Annotated in this window: 18 protein-coding genes; 5 read left to right on the top strand and 13 right to left on the bottom strand. The window is 60.9% G+C overall.

Annotation, left to right across the window (positions count from 1 at the left end; genetic code table 11):
- The first annotated feature begins 212 nt into the window (after nucleotides 1–212).
- The 5 genes from leuS to DJ564_RS28755 all read left to right on the top strand — a co-directional run bounded on the left by leuS (nucleotide 213) and on the right by DJ564_RS28755 (nucleotide 6,344).
- The gene (gene leuS, locus DJ564_RS28735) at nucleotides 213–2,819 is read left to right on the top strand and encodes a leucine--tRNA ligase (RefSeq protein ID WP_109635120.1); all 2,607 of its coding nucleotides are present in this window, start codon (nucleotides 213–215) and stop codon (nucleotides 2,817–2,819) included.
- Nucleotides 2,820–2,908: 89 nt separating this feature from the next.
- Nucleotides 2,909–3,514 carry an LPS assembly lipoprotein LptE gene (lptE, locus tag DJ564_RS28740; protein WP_109635122.1) on the top strand — a complete coding sequence of 202 codons (606 nt, stop codon included), beginning with the start codon at nucleotides 2,909–2,911 and terminating at the stop codon, nucleotides 3,512–3,514.
- 39 nt (nucleotides 3,515–3,553) lie between these two features.
- Entirely contained in the window at nucleotides 3,554–4,591 is a 1,038-nt protein-coding gene (gene holA, locus DJ564_RS28745) for a DNA polymerase III subunit delta (protein WP_109635124.1), read from the top strand.
- 203 nt (nucleotides 4,592–4,794) lie between these two features.
- Complete coding sequence (arfA, locus tag DJ564_RS28750; protein WP_094470475.1) at nucleotides 4,795–4,959, top strand: alternative ribosome rescue factor ArfA; 165 nt, start codon at nucleotides 4,795–4,797, stop codon at nucleotides 4,957–4,959.
- A gap of 62 nt (nucleotides 4,960–5,021) precedes the next feature.
- Nucleotides 5,022–6,344 carry a lytic murein transglycosylase gene (locus DJ564_RS28755; protein ID WP_109635125.1) on the top strand — a complete coding sequence of 441 codons (1,323 nt, stop codon included), beginning with the start codon at nucleotides 5,022–5,024 and terminating at the stop codon, nucleotides 6,342–6,344.
- A gap of 101 nt (nucleotides 6,345–6,445) precedes the next feature.
- Here the strand turns inward: DJ564_RS28755 and DJ564_RS28760 are convergent, their stop codons facing one another.
- The 13 genes from DJ564_RS28760 to DJ564_RS28820 all read right to left on the bottom strand — a co-directional run bounded on the left by DJ564_RS28760 (nucleotide 6,446) and on the right by DJ564_RS28820 (nucleotide 19,016).
- On the bottom strand, nucleotides 6,446–7,396 hold the full coding sequence (locus DJ564_RS28760; RefSeq protein WP_109635127.1) for an LD-carboxypeptidase: 951 nt from the start codon (nucleotides 7,394–7,396) through the stop codon (nucleotides 6,446–6,448).
- A 163-nt stretch (nucleotides 7,397–7,559) separates the two neighbouring features.
- Nucleotides 7,560–8,585 carry a lipoyl synthase gene (lipA, locus tag DJ564_RS28765; protein ID WP_109635129.1) on the bottom strand — a complete coding sequence of 342 codons (1,026 nt, stop codon included), beginning with the start codon at nucleotides 8,583–8,585 and terminating at the stop codon, nucleotides 7,560–7,562.
- A 1-nt stretch (nucleotide 8,586) separates the two neighbouring features.
- Nucleotides 8,587–9,234, bottom strand: a complete 648-nt coding sequence (lipB, locus tag DJ564_RS28770; protein WP_109635131.1) for a lipoyl(octanoyl) transferase LipB — start codon at nucleotides 9,232–9,234, stop codon at nucleotides 8,587–8,589.
- Nucleotides 9,234–9,509: a DUF493 domain-containing protein gene (locus tag DJ564_RS28775; RefSeq protein ID WP_008152827.1), complete on the bottom strand. Its 276-nt coding sequence runs from the start codon at nucleotides 9,507–9,509 to the stop codon at nucleotides 9,234–9,236. The genes lipB and DJ564_RS28775 overlap by 1 nt, the downstream gene beginning before the upstream one ends.
- Before the next feature lie 80 nt (nucleotides 9,510–9,589).
- Nucleotides 9,590–10,747, bottom strand: a complete 1,158-nt coding sequence (locus DJ564_RS28780) for a D-alanyl-D-alanine carboxypeptidase family protein (protein ID WP_109635132.1) — start codon at nucleotides 10,745–10,747, stop codon at nucleotides 9,590–9,592.
- A gap of 180 nt (nucleotides 10,748–10,927) precedes the next feature.
- Nucleotides 10,928–11,941 carry a septal ring lytic transglycosylase RlpA family protein gene (locus DJ564_RS28785; protein ID WP_109635134.1) on the bottom strand — a complete coding sequence of 338 codons (1,014 nt, stop codon included), beginning with the start codon at nucleotides 11,939–11,941 and terminating at the stop codon, nucleotides 10,928–10,930.
- On the bottom strand, nucleotides 11,941–12,951 hold the full coding sequence (gene mltB, locus DJ564_RS28790; protein WP_010467366.1) for a lytic murein transglycosylase B: 1,011 nt from the start codon (nucleotides 12,949–12,951) through the stop codon (nucleotides 11,941–11,943). Before mltB ends, DJ564_RS28785 begins: the two co-directional genes overlap by 1 nt.
- A 17-nt stretch (nucleotides 12,952–12,968) precedes the next feature.
- Entirely contained in the window at nucleotides 12,969–14,072 is a 1,104-nt protein-coding gene (rodA, locus tag DJ564_RS28795; protein WP_162556277.1) for a rod shape-determining protein RodA, read from the bottom strand.
- A 31-nt stretch (nucleotides 14,073–14,103) separates the two neighbouring features.
- Nucleotides 14,104–15,999 (bottom strand): penicillin-binding protein 2, encoded by a 1,896-nt coding sequence (gene mrdA, locus DJ564_RS28800; RefSeq protein WP_109635136.1) that lies wholly within the window; start codon nucleotides 15,997–15,999, stop codon nucleotides 14,104–14,106.
- Nucleotides 16,000–16,009: 10 nt separating this feature from the next.
- Nucleotides 16,010–16,477, bottom strand: coding sequence for a 23S rRNA (pseudouridine(1915)-N(3))-methyltransferase RlmH (rlmH, locus tag DJ564_RS28805; protein ID WP_007937439.1), 468 nt, complete (start codon nucleotides 16,475–16,477; stop codon nucleotides 16,010–16,012).
- Between the two features lie 9 nt (nucleotides 16,478–16,486).
- A complete protein-coding gene (gene rsfS, locus DJ564_RS28810) occupies nucleotides 16,487–16,981 on the bottom strand; it encodes a ribosome silencing factor (RefSeq protein WP_010467363.1) in 495 nt (164 codons plus the stop codon).
- 72 nt (nucleotides 16,982–17,053) lie between these two features.
- On the bottom strand, nucleotides 17,054–17,776 hold the full coding sequence (gene nadD / locus DJ564_RS28815) for a nicotinate-nucleotide adenylyltransferase (RefSeq protein WP_109635137.1): 723 nt from the start codon (nucleotides 17,774–17,776) through the stop codon (nucleotides 17,054–17,056).
- Entirely contained in the window at nucleotides 17,745–19,016 is a 1,272-nt protein-coding gene (locus tag DJ564_RS28820; protein WP_109635139.1) for a glutamate-5-semialdehyde dehydrogenase, read from the bottom strand. The genes nadD and DJ564_RS28820 overlap by 32 nt, the downstream gene beginning before the upstream one ends.
- Nucleotides 19,017–19,023: the final 7 nt, after the last annotated feature.

The following is a 19,023-nucleotide window of genomic DNA, read 5'->3' on the forward strand; positions in this document are numbered from 1 at the left end:
GATGCCGCGACCAACGGCCCTCGCGGCGGTTTTCACAAGACGCGCGGCAGTAATCAGGGTTTCCCTCGGTAGAGTGCGGTCATGTATGCTACGGCGCTTCCTGTAACTCCACTTCCAGCTCGCGTGGGCACCGAAACGCCGATTTGGCGTCGTCACCGTCCAGCGTTGCATTGAAGAGGATTAGGCCACCCCTATTCAGTTCAAAAGTAGCCATGCACGAACAATATCAGCCCCGTGAAATCGAAGCCGCCGCCCAGTCGTTCTGGGATGAGCAAAAGTCCTTTGAAGTCAGTGAACAGCCAGGCAAGGAGACTTTCTATTGCCTGTCGATGTTCCCTTACCCCAGCGGCAAGCTACACATGGGGCACGTGCGCAACTACACCATCGGCGACGTGATCTCCCGCTACCAGCGCATGCAAGGCAAAAACGTCCTGCAACCCATGGGTTGGGACGCCTTCGGCATGCCGGCGGAAAACGCCGCGATGAAGAACAACGTAGCGCCCGCCAAGTGGACCTACGAAAACATCGCCTACATGAAAACCCAGCTGCGCAGCCTGGGCCTGGCGGTGGACTGGTCCCGCGAAGTGACCACCTGCAAGCCTGATTACTACCGCTGGGAACAATGGCTGTTCACTCGCCTGTTCGAAAAAGGCGTGATCTACAAGAAAAGCGGCACCGTGAACTGGGACCCGGTCGACCAGACCGTCCTGGCCAACGAACAAGTAATCGACGGCCGCGGCTGGCGTTCCGGCGCGCTGATCGAAAAGCGCGAAATCCCGATGTACTACTTCAAGATCACCGCCTACGCGGATGAGCTGCTGGAGAGCCTCGACGAACTGACTGGCTGGCCTGAACAGGTCAAGACCATGCAGCGCAACTGGATCGGCAAATCCCGTGGCATGGAAGTGCAGTTCCCGTACAACGTCGACTCCATCGGCGAAGCCGGCGCGCTGAAAGTCTTCACCACCCGTCCGGACACCCTGATGGGCGCGACCTACGTCGCCGTGGCCGCCGAACACCCACTGGCCACCCTGGCCGCGCAGAACAACCCTGAACTGCAAGCGTTCATCGCTGAATGCAAGGGCGGCAGCGTTGCCGAAGCCGACGTCGCCACCCAAGAGAAAAAAGGCCTGCCGACCTCGCTGTTCGTCGAGCACCCGCTGACCGGTGAGAAACTCCCGGTGTGGGTCGCCAACTATGTGCTGATGCATTACGGCGATGGCGCTGTCATGGCTGTCCCGGCTCACGACGAACGTGATTTCGAGTTCGCCACCAAGTACGACCTGCCGATCAAGTCCGTGGTGCGCACCAGCTCTGGCGACACCAACCCCGCTCCATGGCAGGACGCTTACGGCGAGCACGGCACGCTGATCAACTCCGGTGAGTTCGACGGCCTGGACTTCGCTGGCGCATTCGACGCCATTGAAGTCGCGCTGATCAAGAAAAACCTCGGCGCCTCGCGTACCCAGTTCCGCCTGCGCGACTGGGGCATCAGCCGTCAGCGCTACTGGGGCTGCCCGATCCCGATCATCCACTGCACCACCTGCGGTGACGTGCCGGTCCCGGAAGATCAACTGCCTGTCGTACTGCCGGAAGACGTGGTGCCGGATGGCGCCGGTTCGCCATTGGCGCGCATGCCTGAGTTCTACGAGTGCGCTTGCCCGAAATGTGGCGCACCGGCCAAGCGTGAAACCGACACCATGGACACCTTCGTCGAGTCGTCGTGGTACTACGCCCGTTACGCCTCGCCACACTATGAAGGCGGCCTGGTAGAAAAATCCGCGGCTGACCACTGGCTGCCGGTTGATCAGTACATCGGCGGTATCGAACACGCGATTCTTCACCTGCTGTACGCGCGCTTCTTTCACAAGTTGATGCGCGACGAAGGCCTGGTGAGCTCCAACGAGCCGTTCAAGAACCTGCTGACCCAGGGCATGGTGATTGCCGAGACTTACTACCGTCGCGAAGCCAATGGTGCTTACACCTGGTTCAACCCGGCGGACGTCGAACTCGAACGCGACAGCAAGGCCAAGGTCATCAGCGCCAAGCTGATCGCAGACGGCCTGCCGGTGGAAATCGGCGGCACCGAGAAGATGGCCAAGTCGAAGAACAACGGCGTCGACCCACAATCGATGATCGACCAGTTCGGTGCAGACACCTGCCGTCTGTTCATGATGTTCGCCTCGCCACCTGACATGAGCGCGGAATGGTCCGACTCCGGCGTCGAAGGTTCGCACCGTTTCCTCAAGCGCGTCTGGCGTCTGGCTCAAGCCCACGTCACTCAGGGCCTGCCGGGCAAACTGGACATCGCCAGCCTGAACGACGAGCAGAAGACCATTCGCCGTTCGATCCACCTGGCCATCAAGCAGGCCAGCCACGACGTCGGTCAGAACCACAAATTCAACACCGCCATCGCCCAGGTGATGACGCTGATGAACGTGCTGGAAAAAGCCGCGCAAGGCTCAGAACAGGATCGCGCACTGGTTCACGAAGGGCTGGAAGCCGTGACGTTGCTGCTGGCTCCGATCACCCCGCACATCAGCCACGAGCTGTGGCATCAACTGGGTCACGCTGGCCCGGTGATCGACGCCGGTTGGCCGGTGGTGGACGAAACCGCGCTGGTGCAGGACAGCCTGACGCTGGTCATCCAGGTCAACGGCAAGCTGCGCGGCCAGATCGAAATGCCGGCCACCGCGACTCGCGAAGAAGTCGAAGCCGCTGCCCGGGTCAACGAGAACGTGCTGCGCTTTGTCGACGGCCTGACTATTCGTAAAGTGATTGTAGTGCCCGGGAAACTGGTCAATATCGTCGCCAGCTAAAATTGGATCAGGCGCCAGGTGAGCCTGGCGCCGAGTAAAACCTTTCGGGCCGCACGGTCGACCCACATGGTTTCAAGGGGAGCAACAAGATGATCAAACGCAATTTGCTGGTGATGGGCCTTGCGGTCCTGTTGAGCGCCTGCGGTTTCCAGCTGCGCGGCACCGGCACCAATGAAATGGCGATCAAGGAGCTCGATCTGAGCGCCCGCAACGCCTACGGCGAAACCGTGACGCAATTGCGTCAAGTGCTGCAAAGCAGCGGCGTCAAGGTTTACACCGGAGCGCCGTACAAGCTTGTGTTAACGGATGAGCAGGAAAGCCAGCGCATCCTCAGCTACGCCGGTGCCGGCCGTACTGGCGAATATCAGGTGAGCACCGTGTTGAGCTACGACATCCGGGGTGCGCAAGGCCTGCCGCTGCTGAGCGACAAGCTCGAAGTGCAGAAGATCTTCATCCACGATGGCAACAACCTGGTGGGTTCCGACCAGGAAGCCAATACGGCTCGCACAGAAACCCGTCGCGAGTTGGTTCAACGCATGATGCTGCGCCTGTCACAGCTCTCTCCGACTCAGTTGGAGCAACTGCAACAGACCGCCGACGCCAAGGCAAAAGCCGAAGCCCAGGCACTGGAAGCGGCGCAGAAAGCTGAAGCGGAAACCCCGCGTCAGTCGCCCATCGAAATCCCGCAGCAATAAGACTTACGGGGCGCCCAAGCGCCCCGTTCGACCTCTCTTATGAAACTCGCCCCTGCCCAACTCGCCAAGCACCTGCAAGGCACCCTCGCGCCTATCTACATCATCAGTGGCGATGACCCGCTGCTGTGTCAGGAAGCCGCCGACGCCATTCGTGCCGCCGCTCGCCAACAGGGGTTTGACGAACGCCAGGTCTTCGCCGCCGACGCCAGTTTCGACTGGGGGACGTTGCTGCAAGCCGGGGCAAGCATGTCGCTGTTCGCCGAAAAGCGCCTGCTGGAGCTGCGCTTGCCATCCGGCAAACCCGGTGACAAAGGCGCCGCTGCCTTCATCGAGTACTGCTCGCGCCCGGCCGAAGACACGGTGCTGCTGATCAGCCTGCCCAAGCTGGATGGCAGTGCGCAGAAAACCAAGTGGGGCAAGGCGCTGGTCGAAGGACAGCAGACGCAGTTCGTGCAGATCTGGCCGGTGGATGCCAACCAGTTGCCAAGCTGGATTCGTCAACGGTTGTCCCAGGCCGGGCTTTCCGCCAGCCAGGACGCCGTGGAACTGATTGCCGCGCGTGTCGAGGGCAACCTGCTGGCCGCCGCTCAGGAAATCGAAAAGCTCAAGCTGATGGCCGAAGGTGGCCAGATCACCGTCGAAACCGTGCAAGCGGCGGTGGCCGACAGTGCGCGCTTCGATGTCTTTGGCCTGACCGACGCGATTCTCAACGGCGAAGCCGCCCATGCCCTGCGCATCCTCGAAGGGCTGCGCGGGGAAGGCGTCGAACCCCCGGTTATTCTCTGGGCGCTGGCCCGGGAGCTGCGTCTGTTGGCCAACCTTTCGCTGCAATACAGCCAGGGCGTGCCGCTGGACAAAGCCTTCAGCCAGGCTCGACCGCCAGTCTGGGACAAGCGCAAACCGCTGATGAGCAAAGCCCTGCAACGCTACCCGGCGCAACGCTGGGCGCAGTTGTTGCTGGAAGCGCAGCGCATTGATGCGCAGATTAAGGGTCAGGCTGCCGGATCGCCGTGGATGAGTCTTAGTCGGTTGTCGTTGTTGATGGCGGGCCAACGGCTGACGTTGCCTGCGGAGTAAGGTTTTTTGTGGAGGGAGCTTGCTCCCGCTGGGTTGCGAAGCGACCCCGCTTATCCCTGAAAGCAGGGGACCGCTGCGCAGTCCAACGGGAGCAAGCTCCCTCGCCACAGATATCATTGCCTACGCAATACGGGGACTAGACAGCCCTCCAACTTCAGCAGATTATTTCCCCCGCAAAACCCACTCATCCGAGAGATCCGATCATGAGTAAAAAGCCATCCAAAAATGGCCCCAACAAGGCCAAATCCATCATCGCCCAGCCACTGTTCCGCAGCCGTCAGGAACGAGCCGGAAAGGGCAAAGGCAGCTACCGCCGCGAAGCCTTCCAGTCTAATAGCTGGGAGGCTTCTTACTTTCTGGCGGCCTGAAAGGCAAGCCATCGCTCAACATGTTAAGGTCTGCACCTGATTCGTATTCCCTGGACCTGTGCATGCCCCTTTGTATTTCCCGTCGTTGGCCCCTGCGCCAACTGATCGCTGCCTCCAGCCTCATTTTGCTTGTCGCCTGCGCGGAAAAACCGACCGCCGCTGACGCCCAGCCGCTTCAGACCCTTCCCGTCGCAACAGCCCCTGCGGTCATTCCGCCCGTGGTGCCGACTGGTGAAAACCTCGACATCCAGCCCACCCAGACGTTTGCCGAATGGCAGGCGGGTTTCCGCAAAGATGCGCTGGCCGCCGGCATTCGCGCCGATCTGTTCGACCGCGCGTTCGCCAATGTCAGCCTCGACAACAGCGTGATCCGCGCCGATCGCAGCCAGCCCGAATTTTCCCGTCCGGTGTGGGAATACCTCGACGGCGCCCTGTCGCCGCTGCGGGTACGTAAAGGTCAGGCGCTGGTCAGCCAATACGCTGACATCCTGCAAAGCATCGAACAGCGCTACGGCGTCGATCGCCAGGCGTTGGTATCGGTGTGGGGCATGGAGAGTAACTTCGGTCAGTTCCAGGGCAACAAGTCCGTGATCAACTCCCTGGCGACCCTGGCCTACGAAGGCCGGCGTCCAGGCTTTGCTCATGCGCAACTGATTGCCGCTCTGCAGATCCTGCAACAAGGCGATATCGAGCCAGAAAAAATGCTCGGCTCCTGGGCCGGTGCCATGGGCCAGACCCAGTTCATCCCGACCACCTACAACACCCACGCCGTGGACTTCGACGGTGACGGCCGCCGGGACATCTGGAACAGCCCGGCCGACGCCCTCGCCTCGACAGCGCACTACCTGCAAAGCTCCGGCTGGCAGAGAGGCCAGCCATGGGGCTTTGAAGTGCAGTTGCCGGGTAGCTTCAATTACGTTCTGGCCGACGGCACGATTCGCAAGAGCGTCGCGGAATGGCAACAGTTAGGTGTCTCGCTGCCCAATGGAGCCCAGGTTCCGGCGGGCTCCGAACACCTGTCCGCCGCCCTGCTGCTGCCAGCCGGTTATCGCGGCCCGGCGTTCCTGGTGCTCGACAACTTCCGCGCGATCCTCAAGTACAACAACTCGTCGTCTTACGCATTGGCGGTGAGCCTGTTGTCCGAGCGCTTCAATGGCGGCGGACTGATCAACGGCACCTGGCCAAAAGATGATTTGCCGTTGAGCCGCACCGAGCGGATCGAACTGCAAAGCCTGCTGAGCGCGCAGAACTACGATGCGGGCACTGCCGACGGCATCATCGGCGCCAACACTCGCAAAGCGATCCGTAGTGCACAGCAGTCCTTTGGCTGGCCGGCGGATGGGTATCCAACGCACAAACTGCTTGAAGGCCTGCGGAACCGTTAAAAGCTTCGCGAGCAGGCTCGCTCCTACAGTTTTTGTGTCGTTCACAAAACCAATGTGGGAGCGGGCTTGCTCGCGAAGACTGACTGTCAGGCGACAACTGTCTACCGTTTGACCACCACATCCTGCTCCAACACCAATTCCTTCCTCCCCGCATCCAGTCGAACCAACGCGCCCATCGGTAACGTCAGGTTCGGATCGCAATGCCCGCTGCGCCACCCGGCCAGCACCGGAATCCGCAACGACTCGAATGTCTGCTTGAGCAATCGCTCCAGCGCCATCACATCAACCCCCGCCACATCGCCCACCAGAACTCCGCGCAACTTGCCCAGCGTGCCAGCCAGGCGCAGATGAGTCAGCAAGCGGTCGATGCGATACAGCGGCTCGTTGATGTCCTCGATCAGCAGAATCACGCCCTCAGCGTCCATCTCGTAAGGCGTGCCCATGGTCGCGGCTATCATCGACAGATTGCCCCCCAGCAAACGCCCGTGAGCAATGCCAGGCTCAATTGTGGTCAGCGGGAAAGCCACAGGGTGCAAAATCACACTGCCCGCCTTCACCTGCCCTCTGAGCATGTTGAAAAACGAAGACTCGGTCGGCTTTTGCTTCTCACCAAGCAAATCGGCATTGAGCAGCGGACCGTGAAAGGTCACGAAACCGGCGTAACGGCTGATTGCCACGTGCAGCGCAGTGATGTCGCTGTAGCCGATAAACGGCTTGGCGTTGTTTTGCAGCAACTCGAAATCGATTCGATCGAGCAGGCGCGGCGTACCGTAACCGCCACGCAGGCAAATGATCGCGTCGACTTCGGTGTCGGCGAACGCCGCGTGCAAGTCATTGAGCCGCACATCGTCGCTGCCGGCCAGGTAGCCATCCTGCTCGTACACCCCAGGAAACACCCGCAGCGCATAGCCGCGAGCACGCATCCAGGCAACGGCCTTATCGGTGTCCAGCCCGGCAGGACCGGCGGGCGCAATGACGCCGATCAGCCCTTGCGAAGGCAAGGCCGGAACGGGTGAGTGAGGAAACAGCGTGTGAGTGGGTCGAACGGTCATCCATGAATCTCCCTGCGCGAAAAGCTTCACCACACAGTAGTCAGGAACGGGGACAAACAGAAGAGGATCAATCGCCCCGCAGGTTGCAGGAAAAGACGGTAGCGGCCGTAGGCACGGCCAACAAAAACGCCCGCAAGGTTTGAAAAACCTTGCGGGCGCTTTGTTACAAGGACGAGATCAGTTCAGCTTTAACCAGCTTCGCCTGCTCGTCGGCGTGATACGAGGAACGTACCAGCGGGCCGGAAGCGACGTTCTTGAAGCCCATCTTGTAACCTTCCTCGGCGAACCAGGCGAATACGTCCGGGTGCACGAAACGCTGAACCGGCAAGTGACTGCGCGACGGTTGCAGGTACTGTCCCAGGGTCAGCATGTCGATGTCGTGTTCGCGCATGCGCTTCATGACTTCGATGACTTCTTCGTCGGTTTCACCCAGACCCAGCATCAGGCCGGACTTGGTCGGAATGTGCGGCATCATCTGCTTGAAGCGTTGCAGCAGAGTCAGCGACCACTGGTAATCCGAACCCGGACGCGCAGCCTTGTACAGGCGCGGCACGGTTTCCAGGTTGTGGTTGAACACGTCTGGCGGCTCGGCTGCGGTGATTTCCAGCGCGACGTCCATGCGGCCACGGTAATCCGGGACCAGGGTTTCGAGCTGCACGTTCGGCGACAGCTTGCGGATCTCGCGGATGCAGTCGGCAAAGTGCTGGGCACCGCCGTCACGCAGGTCGTCGCGGTCAACCGAGGTGATCACCACGTATTTGAGTTTCAGGTCGGCGATGGCGATGGCCAGGCTTTCCGGCTCATTGACGTCCAGTGGCTTCGGACGACCGTGGCCCACGTCGCAGAACGGGCAGCGACGGGTGCAGATGTCGCCCATGATCATGAAGGTCGCGGTGCCGCCGGAGAAGCACTCGCCCAGGTTCGGGCAGGACGCCTCTTCGCACACGCTGTGCAGCTTGTGTTTGCGCAGCAGGGCCTTGATGCGGTCGACTTCCGGGGAAACCGGGATGCGCACGCGGATCCAGTCAGGTTTCTTCGGCAGTTCGGTAGTCGGAATGATCTTTACCGGGATACGTGCAACCTTCTCGGCGCCGCGCAGCTTGACGCCGGCTTCAACCTTGGCACGCGGGGCCGGACGCTCGGTAACATCCAGCGTCGGGATCATGGTTTGCACTGCATCAGTAGTCATATCAGTCGATTCCGCCCGTTAGGGTCGTCTGCTCAGCATAGTCGAGGTGTTTGACGAGCTGCGCGCGCAGCCGGGCACTTACCTCGGCAAATTCAATCGATCCTGCGTGATCGCTCAGCTGGGTCATCGCCAGCCCGGCGTAGCCGCAGGGATTAATCCGTCGAAACGGTTCCAGGTTCATGTCCACGTTCAGGGCCAGGCCATGAAAGGAGCAACCGTGGCGGATCCGCAGACCCAGGGACGCGATTTTCGCCCCGTTGACGTAGACACCCGGCGCATCGGGCTTGGCCGCTGCGGTCACACCGTAGCTGGCCAGCAGCTCGATCAGGCAATGTTCCATGCGGGTGACAAGGTCACGCACGCCGAAACCCAGTTTGCGCACATCGAGCAACAGGTAGGCCACCAACTGGCCAGGGCCGTGGTAAGTCACCTGACCACCGCGATCAACCTGCACCACCGGGATATCCCCCGGCAGCAGCAAGTGCTCGGCCTTGCCGGCCTGGCCTTGCGTGAACACCGGCGGGTGTTCGACCAGCCAGATCTCGTCCGCGGCATCGCTGCCGCGTTCGTTGGTAAACCGCTGCATGGCATGCCAGACCGGCTCGTAAGCCATCTGACCGAGCTCGCGAAAGCCCAGCGTGCCAGACATCACAGCACCATGTGCACGAAACCGGTAGCCCGCAACTCGCTGTTGATGTCATACAGCTGTTCTTGGCCGGTGGCGATGATGTGCAACTGGATGGTCGTGTACTTGCCGTTGGTGCTCTGGCGCTCGGCCAGGGTCTTGTGGTCAACGGTCGCGTGTTTCTCAAGGATCGCGATGATCTTGTCCTTGAAACCCACGCCGGTATCGCCGATCACCTTAATTGGGTAATCCGCGCAGGGGAATTCGATCTTTGGCGCCTTTACTTCGGTATCTGTCATGGCGTAACGGCCTCGTAAGCCGTGGCAACGGACATGGCCCCGCTCCGGATTGGAACGGGGCCATGCAAGTCCACACTAATTCAGTTGAACAAGCCGTAGAAGAATAGACGGATGCTATCCCACATGCGGCGGAAGATACCACCCTCCTCGACAGCGTCCAGGGCGATCAGGTCAGCGCTGCGCACCACCTTGTCGTCCAGTTTCACTTCGACTTTACCGATCACGTCGCCCTTGGCGATTGGCGCAACCAGTTGCGGATTCATGGTCATGCTCGCGGCGAGCTTTTTCAGCTGGCCTTTTGGCAGGGTCATGGTCAGGTCTTGAGCCAGGCCGGCCTTGACTTGATTGGTGCTGCCTTTCCAGACAGGAGCCTGAGCCAGCTCGGCGCCTTTCTGATAGAAGGTCTGGGTTTCGAAGAAGCGGAAACCGTAGGTCAGCAGCTTCTGGGTTTCGGAAGCACGGGCCACTTCGCTGTTGGTGCCAAACACCACGGCGATCAGGCGCATGCCATCACGTACGGCCGAAGACACCATGCAGTAGCCGGCTTCGTCGGTGTGGCCGGTTTTCAGACCATCGACGGTCTTGTCGCGCCACAGCAGCAGGTTGCGGTTAGGCTGCTTGATGCCGTTCCAGAAGAACTCTTTCTGCGAGTAGATCGCATAGTGAGCCGGGTCTTCGTGGATGATCGCGCGAGCCAGCACGGCCATGTCGTGAGCCGACGAGTAGTGCTCAGGGTTCGGCAGACCGGTCGGGTTCATGAAGTGGCTGTTGGTCATGCCCAGGTCGGCCACGGTTTTGTTCATCATGTCGGCGAATGCGTCTTCGCTGCCGGCGATGTGCTCGGAGAGCGCAACACTGGCGTCGTTACCCGACTGAATGATGATGCCGTGCAGCAGGTCGCTGACAGTAACCTGCGAACCAACCTTGATGAACATCCGCGAACCGCCGGTACGCCAGGCGTTTTCGCTGACAGTCACCGGATCGTTTTCACCGATCTGGCCACGACGGATTTCCAGGGTCGCGATGTACGCGGTCATCAGCTTGGTCAGGCTGGCCGGCGGCAAACGCTGGTCACCGTTGTTCTCGACCAGCACGTTGCCGCTGCTGGCATCCATGAGCACGTAGGATTTAGCAGCCAGTTGTGGTGGCGACGGCATCATCTCGACCGCGAACGCGGCAGGCGAGAGGAGCAGCGGGACTAGCAGGCACAGGCGTTTGGCAAAGGTGGTGATGTTCATCCGTCTCTCGAAATCGCTAATGGAAACTGCCCGAAGGCAAAACTAATCAGATGACCTTCTAACGGGCCATCGCGTGTTCAGTTGCTCACTCAGAACCCTTGCCGGGCTTTTGTTCTTCAAGAGCCAACAACCAGGCCCACCCCCCAAACCGCAAGTGAACCGTCAATCAAGTACTACGTATTATTCGGCGGTGACCACGCTCGGCGAACCGAGATTGGCCAGGCGCACGCTGTTCTGCACTTGCTGGATTTCACCCGGCGAGCCGATCGGCCCCAGGCGCACCCGATGCAGCGTCTGTTGATTACGCACGATCGAGCTGATGAACACCGGAGCGCTCACCATCCCGCTGAGCTTCGATCTCAGGAGCTCTGCAGCGTCCGGGTTGGCGAACGCGCCCACCTGCAGATACTGGCCAGAGGCTGGTACAGAAGCGTTTTTTTTTGCATCAATCTGCACGGGCACTACGGCCGCCGCGTGTTGCTGCGGCGGTGGCGTCCATTGCTCGACGGTGCCTGCCGAAGCGGTAATCGTCGGCGCGGCATTTTGCGCTACTTGCGGCTCGTTGAGCATCAAAGGCGCCGGACGGCCCTTTTGTGCCCACCACTGTTGCGGATCGATGCCTTCGACCTTGACCCGCGCAGTGCCGGTTTCGGCGTAACCGAGTTTTTTCGCGGCGGCGTATGACAAGTCGATGATGCGGTCCGAATAGAACGGCCCACGATCGTTGACCCGCAGGATCACACTCTTGTGGTTGTCCAGGTTGGTCACCCGAACGTAACTTGGCAGTGGCAAAGTCTTGTGAGCGGCACTCATGCCGTACAGGTCATACACCTCGCCATTGGCGGTGTTCTGGCCGTGGAATTTGGTCCCGTACCAGGACGCCGTGCCCGAGGCGACATAGGTCTTGGATTCTTGCAGCGGGAAGTACGTCTTGCCCAGCACGGTGTACGGGTTGGCTTTATAAGGACCCGAGTGCAGGGTCGGCGTGGCATCCGGGATGCGCGATACGTCGACATCCCACCACGGTGCGCCATCTTTGTGCGCACGGTTGATGTCCAGCCCCGGCGTCGAACGCACGGCGGTGGATGACGATTTCTGAGCCGGCGCGCGGCTGGTCGAGCAACTGGCGACCAGCACCGCCAACGCGGCGAATGCCATCAGCTTCAGGGGTTTATTCATAGGCAATGCCCGCATTACTTGACGCCCCGTGCTTGGACCAGCTGTTCAGACAGTTGATGTACCGCCATGGCGTACATCACGCTGCGGTTATAACGCGTGATTGCGTAAAAATTCTTCAGGCCCATCCAGTATTCGGGGCCGTTGTCACCTTCCAGGCGGAAAGCCGTGACCGGCATATCATCGCGCAGCGCATCATGACTCGACCAGCCCAAGGCTCGCAACTCCCCGACCGTTTTAGTCGGCTCGATGCCCGTCGTCAAACCTTCGTCCACTTGCTCGCCACGCACATCGGCGCGGCTGACCACCGGTTCACCGGCGACCCAGCCGTGACGCTTGAAATAACTGGCGACGCTGCCAATGGCATCGTCCGGGTTGGTCCAGATATTAATGTGGCCGTCACCGTCGAAGTCCACCGCGTAGGCGCGAAAACTGCTCGGCATAAACTGCGGCAAACCCATTGCGCCGGCGTAGGAGCCTTTGAGGGTCAGCGGATCGACCTGCTCTTCACGGGCCAGCAACAGGAACTCACGCAATTCCTTGCGGAAGAATTCGGCACGGGGAGGATAGTCGAAACCCAAGGTGGACAAGGCGTCGATCACCCGGAAATTGCCGGTGTTGCGGCCGAAAAATGTCTCAACGCCGATGATCGAGACAATCACCTGCGCCGGCACACCATATTCCTGCTCGGCACGGGCCAGTACCGCCTCGTGCTGACGCCAGAAGTCCACACCCCGGGCGATCCGCGCGTCGGTAATGAACATCGGGCGGTATTCGTTCCATTGCTTGACCCGTTCGGCAGGCTTCGAGATCGCGTCCAGAATCGACTGCTTGCGCTCGGCTTCGCGGAACACGCCCATCAGCTGTTCACCGGCAAAACCGTAGTCGCGGGTCATTTCACCGACGAATTCGGCCACCTGGGGTGAGCCTTCGTAATCGCCGGCCAACGCGTCCTGCGTTGTGCCAAGGATGCTTACCAGGCCGACCCACGGCGCGTATCGAGTCGCCCAGCCACGCATTACTTGCATTGACATCTTCACCTTATTCAAACCTGCGCGATCCACTTACGATGGGTATGGATCGACATCAAAACCCCAAACGCTGACAGCAGCGTTACCAGCGAAGTTCCTCCGTAGCTAATGAACGGCAACGGCACCCCCACGACCGGCAACAGGCCACTGACCATACCGATGTTGACGAAAACGTAAACAAAAAACGTCATGGTCAGGCTGCCCGCAAGCAATTTGCCGAACAATGTCTGGGCCTGGGCGGTTATCACCAGCCCACGACCGATCAATAAAAGGTAGATCAGCAGCAGTGCGCAGATGCCCACCAGGCCGAACTCTTCGCCCATGACCGCAATAATGAAGTCGGTGTGGCTTTCCGGCAGGAAATCCAGGTGCGACTGGGTGCCGAGCAGCCAGCCTTTGCCGAACACGCCGCCGGAACCGATGGCGGCTTTCGACTGAATGATGTTCCAGCCCGTACCGAGCGGATCGCTCTCCGGGTCAAGGAACGTCAGGATTCGCTGCTTCTGGTAGTCGTGCATGATGAAGAACCACATCGCCACCGCCACCGGCACGGCAGCGGCCAGCACGCTCATGATCCAGCGCCAGCGCAAGCCACCCATGAACAAGACGAAAGCGCCACCCGCAAGAATCAGCAGCGAGGTGCCGAGGTCCGGCTGCCGCACGATCAGGATGAAGGGCAAGCCGATCAGGAACAGGCTGACTCCGACGTGCTTGAGCTGAGGCGGCAAAGTACGTTTGGACAAGTACCAGGCGATGGTCGCCGGCATCAGGATCTTCATGAATTCCGAAGGCTGGAAGCGGATCACCCCCGGAATGTTGATCCAGCGCGTGGCGCCCATGGCGTTGTGGCCCATGACGTCCACCACCACCAGCAACAGCACGCCGATCACGTAACCAACCGGCACCCAGCGCGCCATGAATCGCGGCTCGAACTGGGCGATAACGATCATCGACACCAGACCGATGCCGAACGAAGTGGCTTGCTTGGCCAGCAGATCCCAGCTCTTGCCACTGGCCGAATACAGCACGAACAGGCTGCCGGCGGCGAGGGTCAGCAGCAGGATCAGCAACGGGCCGTCGATGTGCATGCGTTGCAACAGCGTCGCACGGCGACGCATCACATCCTCACTGGAGAGGATGCGATCGAAATTACTCTTCACGGGCCGTAGCCTCCGCACTGATAGGGCTGGCGTATTCGGCCTTCAACCGGCCGTCCTGGTCCAGAAGCCAGGCGTCCATGATCTGACGCACCACGGGCGCGGCGACGCCGGAACCGGACTCGCCGTTCTCGACCATCACCGACACCACGATTTGCGGGTTGTCGGCCGGTGCAAAGCCGACGAACAAGGCGTGGTCGCGGTGGCGTTCCTGAACCTTGGAGCGGTCGTACTTCTCGCCCTGCTTGATCGCGACCACCTGGGCGGTACCACTTTTACCCGCGATGCGGTATTGCGCACCGATCGCCGCTTTGCGCGCCGTACCCCGGGCACCGTGCATCACCTGCTGCATGCCATGGTTGACCTTGGTCCAGTCGGACGGGTCGCGCAGGACGATGTCCGGTATCGGGTTTTCGTCCTTCGGCTTCTCGCCTTCGACGGTCTTGGCCAGGTGCGGACGGTTCCAGACACCTTTGTTGGCGACCAGCGCGGTGGCCTGGGCCAGCTGTAACGGCGTGGACTGCATGTAGCCCTGCCCAATCCCAAGAATCAGTGTCTCTCCCGGGTACCAGGCCTGACGTCGGGTTGCACGCTTCCATTCCCGTGTCGGCATCAGCCCCGGTGACTCTTCGAACATGTCCAGCGAGACCTTCTGGCCGATGCCGAACTTGCTCATGTACGCCGACAAGCGATCGATTCCCAATTTGTGGGCCAGGTCGTAGAAGTAGGTGTCGTTGGACCGCATGATCGCCGTGTCCAGGTCCACGTAGCCGTCACCGGTACGGTTCCAGTTACGGTATTTGTGGTCGTAATTGGGCAACTGGTAATAGCCAGGATCGTAGACCCGACTCGACGCAGTCACGACACCAGCATCCAGCCCGGCAATCGCCACCGCCGGCTTGATGGTCGAGCCCGGCGGGTAGAGGCCGCGCAGCACGCGGTTGAACAGTGGCCGGTCGATGGAGTCGCGCAGCTCGGCATAGGCTTTGAAGCCGATGCCGGTGACGAACAGGTTCGGATCGAAACTCGGCGCACTGACCATTGCCAGCACTTCGCCGGTTTTCGGATCGAGCGCTACCACAGCGCCACGGCGACCACCGAGCGCCGCTTCGGCGGCTTCCTGCAATTTGATGTCCAGGCTCAGGACGATGTCCTTGCCGGGAATCGGATCGGTACGCTTGAGCACACGCAAGACGCGGCCCCGAGCGTTGGTTTCGACTTCCTCGTAACCCACCTGGCCGTGCAACTCGGGCTCGTAGAAACGCTCGATACCCGTTTTGCCGATGTGATGGGTGCCGCTGTAATTGACCGGGTCGAGGGACTTCAGCTCTTTCTCGTTGATCCGCCCCATGTAGCCCACCGAGTGCGCAAAGTGCGGGCCCTGCGGGTAGTGACGCACCAGCTGCGCGACCACTTCCACCCCCGGCAGACGGAACTGATTCACCGCGATGCGGGCGATCTGCTCTTCGGTCAGCTCGAACAGGATCGGCACCGGCTCGAACGGCCGGCGCCCCTGACGCATGCGCTTCTCGAAGATCACCCGGTCTTCGGGTGTCAGTTCCAGCACTTCGACGATCACGTCGAGCACTTGCTGCCAGTCGCCGGACCGTTCGCGGGTCATGCTCAGGCTGAAGCTGGGCCGGTTATCGGCCACCACCACGCCATTGCGGTCGAAGATCAGCCCGCGGGTCGGCGGAATCGGTTGCACATGGACGCGGTTGTTTTCCGACAGGGTCGAGTGGTACTCGTACTGGATCACTTGCAGGAAATACAGCCGCGCGATCAGCACGCAGATCAGCAACACCACCGCAATTGCCCCGAACACGACGCGGCCACGCACCAGACGGGCGTCTTTTTCGTGGTCCTTGATGCGGATCGGCTGGGGCATGAGGGCAGAACTACTTGTGGTAAGGGTGGCCGGACAAGACTGTCCAGGCACGATACAGCTGTTCGCCGATCAGAATCCGCACCAGCGGGTGCGGCAACGTCAACGGTGACAACGACCAGCGCTGATCGGCCCGCGCACACACTTCCGGCGCCAGCCCTTCGGGGCCACCGACCATGAAATTTACCGTGCGCGAGTCAAGCCGCCAGCGATCGAGTTCGACCGCCAACTGCTCGGTGCTCCAGGGCTTGCCGTGGACTTCGAGGGTGACAACACGCTCATTCGGCCCGACCTTGGCCAGCATGGCTTCGCCTTCCTGACGGATGAAGCGTGCCACGTCGGCGTTCTTGCCACGGGTGTTGAGCGGTATTTCCACCAGTTCCAGCGCCAGCTCGGACGGAAGACGCTTGGCATATTCATGCCAGCCTTCTTCCACCCACTTGGGCATGCGTGAACCGACGGCGATCAGTCGCAGTCGCACAGCGGTCCCTTATTGCTGGTCTTTGTTGAGCTTGACGAAGTGCTCATGGGTGTTTTCCGGGCTGTGGTGAGCCGCGTTCAGAGCACGGCTCTGTTCCGCACCGGACCACAGACGCTCCAGGTCGTAAAACTGACGAGCCGAAGCCGTCATCATGTGCACGATGACGTCATCCATATCCAGCAGCACCCAGTCGCTGTCGCCCTTGCCTTCTTCACCCAGTGGCTTGACGCCCAGGGCTTTGACGGCTTCTCGGACCTTGTCCAGCATCGCGCCGATCTGGCGGTTGGAGGTACCGGTGGCGATGATCATGTAGTCAGTAATGCTCTGCTTTTCACGAACGTCGATGACCTGGATGTCCTGGCCCTTGACGTCTTCCAGGGCGGCTACGGCAACCTTGACCAGCTCATCACCCTTCAGGGGCTCGGTGGTGAGAACCGGCTCAGGCAGCGGGGCGCTCTTGAACGTGCCTTTGCGCTTTACTTTAGTTACGTCTTTGTTCGTCATATAAAACTCGTTTTGCTCGTATGTTCGGGCGCTTCGGTACACGCGTTCACGTGTTTTGAAGCGCTCCCTTTTTCAGTTCGACGCACGGTAGAGTCCGTGCGCATCGATGTAGGCCAGGACCGCGTCGGGCACCAGGAAACGTACCGACTTACCGCTGGCCAGCAGTTGACGGATCTGGGTGGCGGATACCGCGAGCGGCGTCTGCCAGACGAATGCAATCTGTCCGCTCGGCCCTTTGAGGGCCAGCGGGTCGCTCACCGAGCGTGCCGCCAACAGATTGCGCAAGGCATCCGGCGGTTCGCTGTCGGCATCCGGGCGTTGCAGCACCAGGATGTGGCAATGCTGGAGCAACTCTTCCCAGCGGTGCCAAGTGGGCAGGCCGCAAAATGCGTCCCAGCCCAAAAGTAGAAAAACCTGGTCAGAGGCGGCCAATTCGGCGCGCATCAGTTCCAGGGTGTCGATGGTGTAGGACGGTTTGTCCCGCTGCAATTCGCGGGCGTCCACCACCAACGGCGCCACACCGGCCACCGCGCACTCGACCATCGCCAGACGGTCCTTCGCCGACACCTGCGGCGTACCACGATGAGGCGGCCGGGCACTGGGTGTCAGGCGTAACTCGTCGAGCGCCAGAGATTCGGCGACTTCCAGCGCACCGCGCAAATGGCCGATGTGCACCGGGTCGAAAGTCCCGCCCAGTACGCCAATGCGTCGAGGCGCAGGCTCGCTGGCGGTTTCCGGAGCTGCCTTTTTGAGGTCGCCCAAGTCAGACCGACGCCTGGCCGCGCAACTGGCCATCACCGACCACGATGTACTTCTCGCAGGTCAGACCTTCGAGGCCCACCGGGCCGCGGGCGTGCAGCTTATCAGTAGAAATGCCAATCTCGGCACCCAATCCGTATTCAAAGCCATCGGCGAAGCAGGTCGGCGTGTTGATCATCACCGACGACGAATCGACTTCCGCCACAAAACGCCGGGTGTCGGCGAGGTTTTCACTGACGATCGAGTCGGTGTGATGCGAGCCGTACTGATTGATGTGCTCGATCGCCTGGTCCAGCCCGTCAACGACGCGGATCGACAGAATCGGCGCCAGGTATTCGGTGTTCCAGTCTTCGTCAGTGGCCAAGACAGCCTCGATGATCGCCCGGGTGCGCTCGCAACCGCGCAGCTCGACGGCTTTTTCGCGGAACTGTGCGGCCATCGACGGCAGGAAATCCTTGGCGACGGCTTGATCCACCAGCAGCGTTTCCATCGCGCCACAGATGCCATAACGGTAAGTCTTGGCATTGAAGGCGATGCGCTGGGCTTTCGGCAGATCGGCGTGGGCGCTGACGTAGACGTGGCAGATACCGTCCAGGTGTTTGATCACCGGCACGCGGGCATCGCGGCTGACGCGTTCGATCAAGCCACGGCCGCCACGGGGCACGATGACGTCGACGTATTCGGGCATGGTGATCAGCGCGCCAACGGCGGCACGGTCGGTGGTTTCGACTACTTGCACGACGGCAGCGGGCAATTCTGCCTCGGCCAGGCCACGTTGAATGCAGGCAGCGATGGCGCGATTGGAATTTATCGCCTCGGAACCGCCACGCAGGATGGTTGCATTGCCGGATTTCAGGCAAAGGCTCGCGGCATCGATGGTCACGTTCGGCCGGGATTCGTAGATGATCCCGATCACGCCCAACGGCACGCGCATCTTGCCGACCTGAATGCCCGATGGCCGGAAGCTCATGTCGCGAATCGCGCCGACAGGGTCCGGCAGCGCCGCGACCTGACGCAAGCCGACGATCATGCCGTCGATGCGTTCCGGGGTCAGCGCCAGACGCTCAAGCAATGCCGGTTCGAGACCATTGGCACGACCTGCAGCCAAATCCAGCTCATTGGCCGCCGTCAGCTCGGCGCGTGCAGCGTCCAGCGCATTGGCAGCCGCCTGCAAGGCGCGGTTTTTCTGCGCAGTGCTGGCACGGCCAATGACGCGAGAAGCCTCGCGGGCGGCGCGACCCAGGCGGGTCATGTAGTCAAGAACGGACTCAGTCATTGTCTGT

The sequence above is a fragment of the Pseudomonas sp. 31-12 genome (genome assembly GCF_003151075.1).
Taxonomy (GTDB): domain Bacteria; phylum Pseudomonadota; class Gammaproteobacteria; order Pseudomonadales; family Pseudomonadaceae; genus Aquipseudomonas.